General features: G+C 51.9%; 13 protein-coding genes. All 13 read left to right on the forward strand.

Annotated features, from left to right (window positions below; genetic code table 11):
* The first annotated feature begins 15 nt into the window (after window positions 1-15).
* Window positions 16-177, forward strand: a complete 162-nt coding sequence (locus C1712_RS13245) for a Maff2 family mobile element protein (protein WP_102268115.1) — start codon at window positions 16-18, stop codon at window positions 175-177.
* A gap of 82 nt (window positions 178-259) precedes the next feature.
* Entirely contained in the window at window positions 260-1,111 is an 852-nt protein-coding gene (locus C1712_RS07285; protein WP_021749495.1) for a VirB6/TrbL-like conjugal transfer protein, CD1112 family, read from the forward strand.
* A 16-nt stretch (window positions 1,112-1,127) separates the two neighbouring features.
* On the forward strand, window positions 1,128-2,024 hold the full coding sequence (locus C1712_RS07290; protein ID WP_007860209.1) for a radical SAM protein: 897 nt from the start codon (window positions 1,128-1,130) through the stop codon (window positions 2,022-2,024).
* Between the two features lies 1 nt (window position 2,025).
* The gene (locus C1712_RS07295) at window positions 2,026-2,418 is read left to right on the forward strand and encodes a PrgI family protein (RefSeq protein ID WP_007860207.1); all 393 of its coding nucleotides are present in this window, start codon (window positions 2,026-2,028) and stop codon (window positions 2,416-2,418) included.
* The gene (locus tag C1712_RS07300) at window positions 2,378-4,774 is read left to right on the forward strand and encodes a VirB4-like conjugal transfer ATPase, CD1110 family (protein WP_087221613.1); all 2,397 of its coding nucleotides are present in this window, start codon (window positions 2,378-2,380) and stop codon (window positions 4,772-4,774) included. The genes C1712_RS07295 and C1712_RS07300 overlap by 41 nt, the downstream gene beginning before the upstream one ends.
* A complete protein-coding gene (locus tag C1712_RS07305; RefSeq protein WP_102268117.1) occupies window positions 4,771-5,727 on the forward strand; it encodes a DNA-methyltransferase in 957 nt (318 codons plus the stop codon). Before C1712_RS07300 ends, C1712_RS07305 begins: the two co-directional genes overlap by 4 nt.
* Window positions 5,724-7,691: a C40 family peptidase gene (locus tag C1712_RS07310; protein ID WP_007860203.1), complete on the forward strand. Its 1,968-nt coding sequence runs from the start codon at window positions 5,724-5,726 to the stop codon at window positions 7,689-7,691. The genes C1712_RS07305 and C1712_RS07310 overlap by 4 nt, the downstream gene beginning before the upstream one ends.
* Window positions 7,692-7,712: 21 nt before the next feature.
* Complete coding sequence (locus tag C1712_RS07315; protein ID WP_003508256.1) at window positions 7,713-7,979, forward strand: DUF4315 family protein; 267 nt, start codon at window positions 7,713-7,715, stop codon at window positions 7,977-7,979.
* Complete coding sequence (locus C1712_RS07320; RefSeq protein ID WP_007860202.1) at window positions 7,969-8,709, forward strand: DUF4366 domain-containing protein; 741 nt, start codon at window positions 7,969-7,971, stop codon at window positions 8,707-8,709. The genes C1712_RS07315 and C1712_RS07320 overlap by 11 nt, the downstream gene beginning before the upstream one ends.
* Window positions 8,706-10,781, forward strand: coding sequence for a type IA DNA topoisomerase (locus C1712_RS07325; RefSeq protein ID WP_102268119.1), 2,076 nt, complete (start codon window positions 8,706-8,708; stop codon window positions 10,779-10,781). Before C1712_RS07320 ends, C1712_RS07325 begins: the two co-directional genes overlap by 4 nt.
* Window positions 10,778-11,146 (forward strand): cysteine-rich VLP domain-containing protein, encoded by a 369-nt coding sequence (locus C1712_RS07330; protein ID WP_002584962.1) that lies wholly within the window; start codon window positions 10,778-10,780, stop codon window positions 11,144-11,146. Before C1712_RS07325 ends, C1712_RS07330 begins: the two co-directional genes overlap by 4 nt.
* 125 nt (window positions 11,147-11,271) lie before the next feature.
* Window positions 11,272-14,619, forward strand: a complete 3,348-nt coding sequence (locus tag C1712_RS07335) for a YodL domain-containing protein (protein WP_102268121.1) — start codon at window positions 11,272-11,274, stop codon at window positions 14,617-14,619.
* Between the two features lie 4 nt (window positions 14,620-14,623).
* A complete protein-coding gene (locus tag C1712_RS07340) occupies window positions 14,624-14,833 on the forward strand; it encodes a transposon-transfer assisting family protein (RefSeq protein WP_002584960.1) in 210 nt (69 codons plus the stop codon).
* Window positions 14,834-14,935 lie beyond the last annotated feature (102 nt).

The following is a 14,935-nucleotide window of genomic DNA, read 5'->3' on the forward strand; positions in this document are numbered from 1 at the left end:
GACCTATCCGACACAATGGCCAAGTGCCGGATAGGAACGGCAAAATTTTTTACACTTCTATTACTTCTTTATCGCACATCAATAAAAAGCCAGGGCATGAAGCAGCTCATGGCGGGCGGCGGCGTCGCTTTGATCGGCGGCACCCTTGTTCCGCTTCTTTCCAAACTTTTTGGATAATGCCTAAAACAAATACCACCCGCCGCGCCCTCTCGGAAACGGGAGGGCGCGGGAAAGGAGGGATTAACTTTTGATATGGCAGATGATTGAAGATTGGTTTCGTGGCATTTTGACAGACGGGATTTTATCGAACCTCTCCGGCTTGTTTGACAGCGTAAATACAGAGGTTGGAGAAATCGCAACGCAAGTCGGCACGACCCCCGCCGGGTGGAACGCGGGCATATTCAACATGATACGCAGCCTTTCGGAAAATGTCATTGTACCGATTGCGGGCGTTATCATTACCTTTGTCATGTGCTACGAACTAATCCAGATTGTAATTGAAAAAAACAATCTGCACGATCTCGACACTTGGATTTTCTTCAAATGGATTTTTAAGACCTTTGTTGCGGTGCTGCTGGTAACAAACACTTGGAACATCGTCATGGGAGTTTTCGACGTTACGCAGAGCGTCGTCAATCAGAGCGCGGGGGTTATCATATCCGATACAAGCATAGACGTTACCACCGTCATTACCGACATTGAAGCAAAACTCGACGCTATGAGCGTGGGCGGTCTTTTGGGGTTATGGTTTCAATCCCTCTTTGTAGGGCTTACCATGAAAGCCCTGTCAATCTGCATTATGCTTGTGGTGTATGGGCGCATGATTGAAATATATCTTGTAACGAGCGTTGCCCCTATCCCTATGGCAACAATGGTAAATCACGAATGGGGCAGCATGGGACAGAATTACTTAAAATCTTTGCTTGCGCTTGGTTTTCAGGCGTTTCTGATCTTGGTGTGTGTCGGCATTTATGCGGTGTTGATACAAACAATCGCAGCGACCGACGACATTTCCGGCGCGATCTGGGCTTGCATGGGCTATACCGTCCTCTTGTGCTTTACGCTTTTCAAAACGGGAAGCCTTGCAAAGAGCGTCTTTTCGGCACATTAAGGGGGTGAGTTATGATTTGAAAATCGGTTTAATCGACGTTGACAGCCATAATTTCCCCAACCTCTGCTTGATGAAGCTATCCGCGTATCATAAAGCAAAGGGGCATACGGTGGAATGGTGGAACGCAAAGGGGCGGTACGACCTTGTATATAAAAGCCGCGTCTTTACGGACACCTATTCCAAAGACACGATAACCGTTACCAACGCGGAACAAGTTATTTTCGGCGGTACGGGCTACGACACGAAAAACCGCTTGCCGCCGGAAGTGGAACACAGTTACCCGGATTATTCTATCTACCCGCAGTTTTTCGGGATTGCCTACGGCTTTTTAAGCCGGGGTTGTCCGAGAAATTGCGGGTTTTGCATTGTCAGCAGTAAAGAGGGACGCAAAAGTGTTAAGGTTGCGGATTTGTCCGAGTTTTGGAAATGGCAGCCGGAAATAAAAATCATGGACGCTAATCTGCTTGCCTGTCCCGACCATGAAAATCTCATTGAGCAGCTTATACGAAGCCGCGCATGGGTGGATTTTTCGCAAGGGCTGGATATTCGCCTTGTGAACAGGGATAATGTCAGCCTGTTAAATCGGGTACGGATAAAAGCGGTACATTTTGCATGGGATAATCCCGACGAGGACTTAACCGGGTATTTCCAACGTTTTTTGGATTTGACCGCCATTAAGAGCAGCCGCCAGCGGCGCGTGTATGTTCTTACCAACTACGGCAGCACTCACGAACAGGATTTATACCGCGTGAACACCTTGCGGGCTATGGGCTTTGACCCGTATGTGATGATTTACGAGCGTCCAACCGCCCCGCCTGTTACCCGCCATTTGCAACGGTGGGTAAATAACAAACGGCTTTTCTATGCTGTCCCCCGTTTTGAAGATTACATTCCGGGCAGAAAGGAGGTTTGAAATGGCGTATGTAACCGTCCCAAAGGACTTAACAAAAATCAAAAGCAAGGTAATGTTCAACCTTACGAAACGACAGCTAATTTGTTTCAGCGCGGCGGTAGCAATCGGACTGCCGCTGTTCTTTTTGGTAAAAGACAGCGTTGGAACAACCACAGCGGCATTGTGCATGGTGCTTGCCATGCTGCCTATGTTTTTGCTTGCCATGTACGAGAAAAACGGGCAACCGCTGGAAGTGATTATTCGGCAATTTGTGGAAGTGAAGTTTCTTCGCCCCAAAGAGCGACCTTATCAGACCAACAATTTTTATGCCGCCCTTGCGCGGCAAGAGCAATTAGATAAGGAGGTACGGGCGATTGTCAAAGGAAAAGAAAAACACCCAAAACGAAAAGCGTAAACTTTCCCGACAGGAAAGAAAACAGATAGATACCCTTATCCGACAGGCAAAGGGCGACGGGAAGCCCCATACGGCGCAGGACAGCATACCGTTTGAGCGAATGTATAAGGACGGGATTTGCCGCCTTGCAAACGGGCGGTATTCCAAGTGCATTGAGTTTGAGGACATCAACTATCAGCTTGCGCAGCCGGACGACAAAACCGCCATTTTTGAAGCCCTTTGCGATATGTATAACTCGTTCGACGCTTCTATCAGCGTGCAGCTTTCCCTAATCAGCCGCCATGCGAACAAGGACGATTTCAAGAACAGTATCACGATTGCGCCGCAGAATGATGACTTCGACAGTATCAGAGCAGAATACACCGAAATGCTTAGGACGCAGCTTGAACGCGGAAACAACGGGCTTATCAAGACCAAGTTTCTCACCTTTACCGTTGAAGCAAAGGACATTAGATCGGCGCGGGCGCGTCTTGCCCGCATTGAAACGGACACCCTCAACCATTTTAAGGTGATCGGCGCGGCGGCGCGGGTATTGGACGGGAAACAGCGTCTTGAAGTGCTGCATGGGATTTTTCACCCGGACGGGGAACGCTTTAACTTTGCGTGGGAATGGCTACCCGCAAGTGGGCTTTCCGTCAAGGACTTTATCGCCCCGTCCTCTTTCCGATTTGGCGACGGGCGAATGTTTCAAATGGGCGGCAAGTTTGGTGCGGTTTCCTTTTTGCAGATCGTCGCGCCGGAACTCTCCGACCGTATGCTTGCCGACTTCATGGACGCGGAAAACGGGATTATCGTTAATCTGCACATTCAGAGTATCGACCACAACGAAGCAATCAAGACGATTAAGCGCAAGATCACCGACCTTGACCGCATGAAGATTGAGGAACAAAAGAAAGCAATCCGCAGCGGCTACGACATGGATATTATTCCGTCTGACCTTGCCACCTACGGCGGGGAAGCAAAAAACCTACTCCGCGATTTGCAGAGCCGCAACGAAAGAATGTTTCTGCTCACGCTGCTTGTCTTAAACCTTGCAGATACCAAGCAGAAATTGGATAACGAAGTATTTGGGGCGGCGGCAATCGCACAGAAATACAACTGCATTTTGACCCGCCTTGACTACCGGCAGGAACAGGGGCTTATGTCCTCTATCCCGTTGGGGGAAAACCTTATCCATATCCAGCGCGGCTTGACGACCAGCAGCACCGCCGTTTTCGTTCCCTTTACGGTGCAAGAGCTGTTCCAAAGCGGCGAAGCATTGTATTACGGCTTAAACGCCCTTTCCAACAACATGATTTTGTGCGACCGAAAGAAGCTGAAAAACCCCAACGGCTTGATACTCGGCACACCGGGCAGCGGCAAAAGTTTTTCTGCAAAACGCGAAATCACAAACGCTTTTCTTATCACGTCCGACGACATTATCATTTGCGACCCCGAAGCCGAATATTATCCCCTTGTCGGACGTTTGAAAGGACAGGTTATCAAGGTTTCGCAGAACAGCACGCAGTACATTAACCCTATGGATATTAACCTCAATTACAGCGAGGGCGACACGCCCATAGCCTTAAAGAGCGATTTTATCCTTTCCTTTTGTGAGTTGATTATGGGAGGTAAAAACGGGCTGGAAGCTGTTGAAAAGACCTTGATTGACCGCGCTGTTATCAGCGTGTACCGCAACTACCTTGCCGACCCGAAGCCTAAAAATATGCCGATTTTGGGCGACCTCTACGACGAAATCAAGAAGCAGCCGGAAAAGGAAGCGCAGCGTATCGCGGCGGCATTGGAACTCTATGTAAACGGCAGCTTGAACATTTTTAACCACAGGACAAACGTTGACATTCATAACCGCCTTGTCTGCTTTGATATTAAGGAACTCGGTACGCAGCTTAAAAAAGTCGGTATGCTTATCGTCCAAGACCAAGTATGGAACAGAGTAACGGTAAACCGCAGCGAGGGCAAGGCGACGCGGTATTACATCGACGAGTTTCATTTGCTGCTCAAAGAGGAACAGACCGCAGCGTACAGCGTTGAGATTTGGAAGCGTTTTAGAAAGTGGGGCGGTATTCCGACAGGTATCACCCAAAACGTGAAAGATTTGTTGTCGTCCCGCGAGGTGGAGAACATCTTTGAAAACTCGGACTTTGTGTATATGCTCAACCAAGCCCAGGGCGACAGGGAAATCCTTGCAAAGCAGCTTAACATTTCGCAGCAGCAAATGACCTATGTAACCCATTCCGAAGCGGGCGAGGGGCTTATTTTCTACGGCAACGTGATTTTGCCCTTTATTGACCGTTTCCCGCAAAATACAGAACTCTATCGCGTCATGACGACCAAACCCGGCGAGGTGTCGGCATGAGGATAGAAACGGACAAAATCTATTGCGGCGACAGCTTGCAGGTACTTCAAACCTTGCCGGATAACTGTATGGATTGTTGCGTAACGTCCCCGCCCTACTATGCTTTGCGCGATTACGGCACAGACGGGCAGATCGGGCGGGAAGCAACGCCGGAGGAATATGTTTCCCGCATTACAGCGGTTTTCCATGAGGTAAAGCGGGTGCTTACGCCGGAGGGTACTTGTTGGCTGAATATCGCGGACACTTATTGCGGCACAGGCAGCAAAGCCGACCACCAAGACCCGAAATATCCCAAAGGCAGGAACGGGCAGCAAGTGGCGGTAAACCACCGCGCCCCCGGCTGCAAGCCGAAAGACCTAATCGGTATTCCGTGGCTTGTAGCCCTTGCCTTGCGGGGCGACGGTTGGTATTTGCGCAGTTCTATCATTTGGCACAAGGGAAACGCCATGCCGGAAAGCACGCGGGACAGACCGACGCGCTGCTATGAATATGTGTTTCTGCTTACCAAGTCGAAGAAATATTACTACGATTGGCAAGCAGTAGCCGAGCCGATAGCCCCCACAACGGCGGTACGGCTGAAAAGCGGAGTTGGGAAAGGCAACAAATATGCCGCTACCGTTCCGGGGCAAAACCAGCCGCAGAAAATCAACCGTCCCCGCAGGAAAGGCGCATACACCGACGAAATGATTTCCCCCGTCCGCAGCCGCCGCAACGTTTGGCAGATCAACACAGCTTCCTATCGCGGCGGGCATTTTGCAGCGTTCCCGCCCAAACTTGCGGAAACGTGCATTTTGGCGGGCTGTCCTGTCGGCGGGATTGTGCTTGACCCGTTTTTAGGCAGCGGCACGACCGCAGCGGCGGCAAAAAGCCTTTCCCGCCGCTATGTGGGTATAGAGATCAACCCCGAATACTGCACCCTTGCAAAACAGCGTATTGGAGGTGATGAACATTGAGCAAGGAATTAAAAGCCCCCGACAAGGTAACGCAGAAAATGACCCGCGACGGGGCGGTTGCGGAAAACCTTACGACGGGCGAAACAACGAGTATCAGCGAAAGACCGCCGGAGGAAAACTATTCAGCCCCCGTAGCGGGAGCAGCGGAAAAAGCCACCCAACGTATTGGCACAGAGGTTAGCCGCCACTTTGAAAAGGGCGCGGAGAAAAAGACCCTTGACGCAGCACAGCTTAAAACCCATACGTCCCGCTTGCAGTTTTCCGAAGCGGAACGGGCAACGCCGGACCTGCAAAAGGCAATCAAAAAATCCGATACGGCGGCTGACCGTTTAGACAAAGCGCGGGCAGCTATCCCCAAACAGACCAAAATCACAAAAGAGCGCGTTTTTGACGAAGCCAAAGGCAAAGCAAAGACGCGCCTTGCTTTTGAAAAAACGGATAAGCCCCCAAACGGCAAGTTGCGTCATAACCCGTTATCCCGTCCGGCGCAGGAATTGGACGCCGCCGTACATGGAAAAATCTATGAGGTGGAGAAAGAAAACGTCGGTGTGGAAAGCGGACACAGGATAGAACTTGTGGGCGAGAAAGCGGGCGGCATGACGACGCGGGCAGTAAAACGCGGCATACGCAGCCATAAGCTGAAACCTTACCGGGCGGCGGCAGCAGCCGAGAAAAAGGCAGCAAAGGCAAACGCCGATTTCCTCTACCAAAAGGCGCTGCATGATAACCCCGCCCTTGCGCACTCCAACCCGATTTCCCGTTTTTGGCAAAAACAGCGCATTAAAAAGCAGTATGCAAAGGCGTTGAAAACGGGCGGCAAGGTGAAAAAGACCGCCGAAGCCACCGCAAAGGCGGCGAAGAAAACGGCGCAGGAAACCAAACGGGCGACGTTCTTTGTCGTCCGGCATTGGAAAGGCTGCTTGATCGTGGGCGGGATTGCCTTTATCGTGCTTCTGTTTTTCGGCGGCTTGTCCTCTTGTTCCCTGTTCGGCGGCAACAGCGGCAGCGGCTTGATTGCGTCGTCCTATCTCTCCGAGGACGCGGATATTACAGGCGCAGAAAGCGCGTATGTCGCTATGGAAGCCGAGTTACAGGATATGCTGGATAACATCGAAAGCGAATACCCCGGCTATGACGAATACCGGGTAACGGCTGACGAGATCGAGCATGACCCGTATGTGCTAATCTCTATCCTCTCCGCTTGGCATGAGGGCGTGTTTACTCTCGATGAAGCGCAAAGCACCCTTGAAATGCTCTTTGATAAACAGTATATCTTGACGGTTACGGAGGAAGTCGAGGTACGCTACCGCACCGAAACGCGGACGGACAGCGAGGGCAACGAATACGACGTTGAAGTAGCCTATAACTATTACATTCTCAATGTGGATTTGGAAAACTTCAACCTCTCCCATGTTCCCGTTTACATTATGGGCGAGGAACAGCTATCCATGTACGCTATGTATATGTCGTCGCTTGGGAACAGACCCGACCTTTTCCCGCAATCCGGCTATATTTCAAAATACTATGAAAACCCGCCAGCGGATTATGAAATCCCGCCCGCCTATCTGGAAGATGAACAGTTTGCGCGGCTCATTGAGGAAGCGGAAAAGTATGTCGGTTTTCCTTATGTGTGGGGCGGCAGCAGCCCGGAAACCTCTTTTGATTGCAGCGGTTTTGTTAGCTATGTGCTGACGAACAGCGGCTTATACAATACGGGCAGACTTGGGGCACAGGGGCTTTACAACATTTCAACCCGCGTTTCCAACCCGCAGCCGGGGGATTTGGTTTTCTTTACGGGTACATACGACACACCGGGCGTATCTCATGTGGGTATCTACGTTGGCGAGGACGGGGACGGAAGCCCCGTCATGCTGCATTGTGGCGACCCGATACAATACGCAAAACTTGATACAAGCTATTGGCAATCCCATTTTTACGCCTATGGGCGGCTACATTACAACTGACTTTGAAAGGAGTTTATTTCTATGGCAAACACGAAACTTGACCGTATCGAACGGGATATTGAGAAAACGAGGGCGAAAATCCTTGAATACCAAAAAAGACTGAAAGACCTTGAAGCGCAGAAAATCGAGGAAGAAAATGCGCAGATCGTTCAAATGGTGAAAGCGGTACACCTTGACGGGGCGCAGCTTGCCGCGTTCCTCTCCGCTTACGCCAGCGGCGAAATTGCTTTGCCGCAGCCGGACGCAGACTATACCGACGAACAGGAGGAAACCGAAGATGAAGCATAAAAAACTGTTTCGCAGCGTTACAGCTTTGCTTGCCGCCCTTGTACTCATGGGCGGCTTTTCTGTTACCGCTTTTGCGGGCGGCGGTGATGTGAGCGACGAGCCGCCTACCCCCGTAACCGAAACCGAGCCGGAAGAAACGACGGGCGGCTATGAGCCGCAGCCCTTAACGCCGGAGGGCAACATGAGCCTTGTGGACGACATAACGGGCGAAGCGTCCGGCGATAAACAATTTATTACCGTCGTTACGAAAAACGGAAACTATTTTTACATCATCATTGACCGCGCCGAGGACGGAGAAAACACCGTCCATTTCCTCAATCAAGTTGATGAAAAAGACCTTTTGCAGCTTATGGAGGACGAACAGACCGAAACCCCCGCTTGTAGCTGTACTGAAAAATGCGTTGCCGGAAGCGTCAACACCGATTGCCCCGTTTGCAGCGTCAACATGAGCGAGTGCGCGGGCAAGGAAGCCGAGCCGGAGCCGGAAGAAACCGAGCAGCCGGAGCCGGAGGAAGATAAAGGCGGCGGCATGGGCGGTGCTATTCTGCTTGTCGTGCTGCTTGTTGCCGCAGCGGGCGGCGGCGCGTTCTACTACTTTAAGATTTTGAAGTCCAAAAAGGACGCGGCGAAAGGCAGCAACAACCTTGACGACCTTGATTTTGACGAGGACGACGAGGAAACGGAAGAAGTCGAAACCGAACAGACCGAGCAGGAGGACGAAAATCTATGAAATTGGTAATTGCAGAAAAACCGAGCGTCGGGGCGGCGATTGCCGCCGTTATTGGCGCAAATGAAAAGTGCAGCGGATATTATGAGGGCGGCGGCTACCTTGTGTCGTGGTGTGTCGGGCATTTGATTAGCCTTGCAGACGCGGCGACCTACAACGAGCAGTACCGTAAATGGAAGTACGACGATCTCCCCATTGTCCCGCAGGAGTGGCGGTTTATCGTTGCCAGCGGCAAGGAGCAGCAGTTTTCTATTCTCAAAGACCTTATGCACCGCAGCGACGTTACCGAGATTGTCAATGCGTGCGACAGCGGGCGCGAGGGAGAACTCATTTTCCGTTTTGTCTATGACCAGGCGAATTGCAAAAAGCCCTTTTCCCGCCTTTGGATTAGCAGCATGGAAGAAAGCGCAATCCGCGAGGGCTTTTCAAACCTCAAAGACGGGCGCGGTTATGACAACCTGTATCAATCCGCGCTTTGCAGAGCAAAGGCCGATTGGCTCATTGGCATTAACGCGACCCGCCTTTTCTCTATCCTCTACCATAAAACATTGAATGTCGGCAGAGTGCAAACGCCCACCCTTGCAATGCTGGTAAACCGCGACTATGCAATCAGCAGCTTTAAGAAAGAGAAATATCATGTCGTCCGGCTGGACGTTGGCGGCGTTGCCGCCCTTTCCGAAAGGCAGGACGACGAAGCGGCGGCGCGGCAGATGAAAGCGGCTTGCGAGAAATCGCAGGCCGTTTGCACTTCTCTTAAAAAAGAGAAAAAGACCGCAGCCCCGCCGAAACTGTTTGACCTTACTTCTTTGCAGCGGGAAGCAAACCGCCTATTTGGATTTACGGCGAAACAGACCCTTGACTATGCGCAAGCCCTCTATGAAAAACGGCTTTTGACCTATCCCCGCACCGACAGTAAATATATCACTTCCGATATGGAGGGCAGCACAAAGGAACTCATTACCGGGCTTTGTTCGCTGCTTCCCTTTATGCGGGACGTGAAGCTGCAAGCAGACCTTACAAGGGTTTGCGACAACAGCAAAGTAACCGACCACCACGCTATTTTGCCGACAGCCGAGTTTTTGAAAACGGGCTTTTCTTCCCTTACCGACAGCGAAACAAAACTTATGACCCTTGTATGCGCGAAGCTGCTTTGCGCCGCAGCCGCGCCCTATGAATATGAAGCGGTTACGGCGGTTATCTCTTGCGGCGGTTATACCTTTACCGCAAAGGGAAAGACGACGCTTTGCGAGGGGTGGCGTGAGATTGAAAAGCTGTCCCGCGCCGCGTCCGAGGAACAGGACGAGGACGCAGAGCCGGAAACCGTTTTGCCGCCGCTTGCCGAGGGGCAGACCTTTGACAATCCGGCAGCGGAGATCTCCGAGCGTTACACGCAGCCCCCAAAGGCATTTACCGAAGATACGCTTCTGTCCGCTATGGAGAACGCGGGCAAGGAAGAAACGCCGGAGGACGCAGAGCGCAAAGGGTTAGGCACTACCGCAACGCGGGCGGGTATCATTGAAAAACTCATTAGCGCGGGCTTTGCCGAGCGCAAGGGCAAAAAGCTAATCCCCACAAAGGACGGGTATAACCTTGCCGCTATCCTGCCCGAAGTCCTTACGTCCCCGCAGCTTACGGCAGAATGGGAAACCCGCCTTACCGGGATTGCCAAAGGCAGCGACAGCCCGGACGATTTCATGCGCAGCATTGAGGAAATGACAGCGGGGCTTGTCAAGACCTATTCCGCGATTTCCGAGGATAAAGCGAAGCTGTTTACCCCGCAGCGGGAAGCAATCGGCACTTGCCCCCGTTGCGGCGCGACGGTTTACGAGGGCAAGAAAAACTTTTACTGCTCCGACAGGGCTTGCAGCTTTGTGATGTGGAAGAATGACCGCTTTTTTGAGCAGCGCAAAAAGGCTTTCACAAAGGCGATTGCCGCCGCCCTTTTGAAAGACGGAAAGGTAAAAATCAAAGGTATGTACTCGACCAAGACGGGAAAGACCTTTGACGGAGTTGTGCTGCTTGCCGACACAGGCGGCAAGTATGTAAACTTCCGCGTCGAGCAGAACCGAAAATGATAAGGCTTGATGAAAAGCAATACCGCGCCGTAAAGAAAATGACCCGCGCCGCTTGTGCAAACAACGATTGCGGGAATTGTCTGCTGCTGGACGACGGGGAAACTTGCGTTTGTGTGCAGAGTATCAGCTATTCGCTGCTATGCCGCTATTTCCGCGAAGCGGTATTACCCGCCGACAGGCAGCTTTGCGAACAGATCACCCGCAGCGGGGAAACCGATTTGAAGCGTTGCGCGGTATGCGGCAGCACGTTTGCGGCGGGCAGCAACCGGGCGAAATACTGCCCCGATTGCGCGGCAAAGATACGCCGCAGACAGAAAGCCCAAAGCGAGAGAAACAGGCGTTTACGGATAAAAACAACTACATAGCAAGCACAGCAAACGAGTACCCGTTTGCGAGAAATGCCCGCGCTTCCCATAGAGAGCGCGGGCATTTTGCTTGTTGGGATAGTCCCAAACCCTTATATGACCGAGAAAGGACGTGATGAAAGAATATGCCGTATTCCTCATACGACCATGACAAATTGGAAACCGCCGAAACCATGCGGATAGAACGCCGGATATATTTTGAAGCAAAGGACAGGGAGATTGCCCCTTATGCTTCCTTGCCGATTGCGCAGCTACTTTCCATGCGCAGCGAAAGCGCGGCGGCAGAACAGGCGATTTTTGACGACCTTAAAGAACGCGCCGCCGCATGGGAAGAACAGGCGGGAAGAACGCTTTTGCTGGATAAAACACTTGAATATGTGAGAACGCCGCACGTCCAGCACACCGCTAACGAGTGGCAGACCACCGAGCATAACCGCCATATTCGCAGCAACCGGGTATATCAGATGAATTACTACATTTACGAGAATACCCGCTACGACAAAGAAGCGCAGAAATCTATCCCGTATTCATGGACGCTTACATGGAGCGTGCGCACCAACAGCCCAAGCAGAACCCAAGCGAAGATTGCCGGACAAGATAGAAAGGTTTTCACCGACAAGGCAGCTATGGAAAAGTATCTGAATGGGCGTATCAAAGCGTATGACCGTCTGTTTACGGAAATCTCCCCGCCTATCCCGCAGGAGTACGCCGACTATTTCAAAGTAAACGGTATGCTCATGCCGGACTACACCATAGAGGGCGAAGAACCCCCGCAGCAGCAACAGGCGGCAGCTATCCCCGAAAATACCGGGCAGGAAAAGGAGCGTGAACACATGAGCGAACAGTTTTCTATTATGATAGGCAACCGCAGCCGCTTTGACGCGGGCGACCCCGGCGGCTATTGGCTGGATATGCCCGCCACAAAGGAGCAGTTGCACGAAGCTATGCGGAACGTCGGCATTACCGCCGACAACCCGCAGGATTTTTCCATTCGCGGCTATTCCGACGACCCGGAGAAACATATTGCCTTGCCTTATGAAATGGTATGCGCCGCCGACGTGGACGAACTCAATTTTCTTGCGGCGCGGCTCGAACAGCTTGACCCCGCCGAGGTTGGCAAGCTGAACGCAGCCTTGCAGCAGAAAAACGGGCTTGCAAATATTGGACAGGTAATTGACTTCACCTACAACGTGGATTTCTACGTCCATATCCCCGAAGTACATAACTACCACGATTTGGGCGACTATTACTTAAATCAATCCGGCATGGTACAAATGCCCGAAGAATGGAAAGGCGGCATTGACCTTTCTACTTTTGGCAGGAACGCTGCCGCGCAGGAAAAAGGCGCGTTTACCGAGTACGGCTATATCGTGGAAAGCGGCGACGAGTGGGAACGGCAGTTTGAGGGGCGCGAAGTGCCGGAAGAATACCGCATTATGAGTTACCCGCAGCCGGAGCGCGGCGAACAGGACAAAGCCTATATGGACGCAGCCGAAACGCAGCAAGCAGACGCACAGGCCGCAGAGCCGCAGCAGCCCCGCCCCGTCGTCCCCATTATCCTTACTTCCGAAAAGCCCGCCGAAAAGGTAAAGGAGATCACCGCGCGTTTGGAACAGGGCGTACAGGCGATTTTTGACAGCGACCGCTACAAAGAGTTTCTTACTGCCATGTCGAAGTTTCACGATTACAGCTTGAATAACACTATCCTAATTGCCATGCAGGGCGGCAATTTGGTAAAGGGCTATTCACAATGGCAGAAAGAGTTTGACCGCCATGTAAAGAAAGGCGAGAAAGGCATTAAAATCTTTGCCCCCGCGCCCTACAAGGTGAAAAAGCTGGTTGATAAAATCGACCCCGAAACGAGAAAGCCCATGCTTGACCGCGAGGGAAAAGTGGTAAAGGAAGAAAAGGAAATCACCATCCCCGCCTTTAAGGTTATAACCGTCTTTGATATTTCGCAGACCGAGGGCAAGGAGTTTCCCGACCTTTCCGTTAAACCGCTGCTTGCCGATGTGGAGCAGTACGAGGATTTTTTCGCCGCCCTTGAAAAAGCGTCCCCCGTCCCGATTGCATTTGAGCAGATCACAAACGGCGCAAATGGGTATTTCAGTTTGACCGACAAGCGTATTGCAATCAAAGAGGGCGTGAGTGAATTACAGGCGGTAAAGACCGCCATTCACGAAATCGCCCATGCGAAGCTGCACGACGTAGACTTAAACGCCCCGCCGGAGCAGCAAAACCGCGTTGACCGCCATACCTGCGAGGTAGAAGCGGAAAGCGTCGCTTATACGGTTTGCCAGCATTTCGGCCTTGATACTTCCGATTACTCTTTCGGCTATGTGGCTGGTTGGAGCAGCGGCAAGGAAATGACCGAGTTAAAAGCGTCCCTTGAAACAATACAGACCACCGCAAAGGAACTCATTACCGAGATTGAGGGGCATTTTACCGAGTTGCAGCAGCAGCGGCAAGCCGAGCAGGAGCAGGGCGATACCTTTTCCATTTATCAGTTAAAGCGCGGGGACGAAACAAGGGACTTGCGCTTTGAGCCTTATGACCGTCTGCAAGCGGCTGGACTTACCATTGACCGGGTAAATTATGAACTCGTCTATACTGCACCGCTTACAAAGGATATGACGCTGGGCGACATTTGGGAAAGGTTTAATATCGACCACCCCGCCGATTTCAAGGGGCATAGCCTTTCCGTTTCCGACATTGTTGTGCTTCATCAGAACGACGAGGACACCGCCCACTATGTAGACAGTATCGGTTTTCAGCAAGTGCCGGAGTTTTTGCAGGAGCAGCAGACCCCCGTATTTGACAAGCTGCCGCCCGAACAGCAGCAAGCCTTGTCCGACACCGTACAAGACACTTTGCAAATGCTGGTTGACGCAGACAAGCGGATTTATGGCGACGTTACGGGCAAGACCCTTGAAGCAATCGCGGCGCAAGGATATTCCTACAAGGACGGGCAGCTTGAAAAGCAGCAGCCGGAAGCGACCCCCGACAGCCTTTTGACGGGTGAAACCGTCAGAACGCCGAGGGGCAATTTTCATATTACCGATATGAGCCGTGAACAGATCGAAGCGGCGGGATTTGGTTTTCACCATGCGTCGGAGGACGGGAAGTATCTCATTATGGGGAATGGCACACAGGCTTATGCCATAGCCGCCGAGCAGCCGCAGCGGGATAATCCCTTAAAGCACGTCGAGGACACCATAGAGCAGAACGACAACAATTTTGACGGGCTTATCAACAATACGCCGCAAACGCCCACCGTTGCAGATTTTGAGCAGCGGGCAAAGGCGGGGGAAGCGATTTCCGTTACCGACCTTGCAAAAGCGGTAAAAGCCGAGAAACGGGAACAGCCGCAGAAAAAACCGTCCATTTTGAAGAAGCTGGACGAATACAAGAAACAGGCAGCGCAGCAGCCGAAAGATAAACAGAAAGAGCATAAAAAGGATTTGGAGGTTTGATAGCATGAATACCCGCTTTACCATTGAGGAAGAAAACATTGTTGCGATCTACGCCGAGGACAGCCGGGAAACAACGCTTGAAAATATCCTTGCCGCCATGCCCTACATGGACGAGGATATGCGCCAGCTTGCCGCCGCAGCGGTGAACAAGCTGCAAGCCATGACGGACAGCGAGTTTTCCGAAAGGGAGTTTATCTTGACCGACGAGGAATAGCCCATAGAAAACAGGGGCGCGGTTGCCGATTTCCGGCACCGCGCCCCTGTTCTTTTTTTGTCCTTGCGTGGACAATTAGAAAGCCGTTTTTGCGGGTTTGAA

Source organism: Massilicoli timonensis, from assembly GCF_900199515.1.
In the GTDB taxonomy this organism is placed as follows: Bacteria; Bacillota_I; Bacilli_A; order Erysipelotrichales; family Erysipelotrichaceae; genus Massilicoli; species Massilicoli timonensis.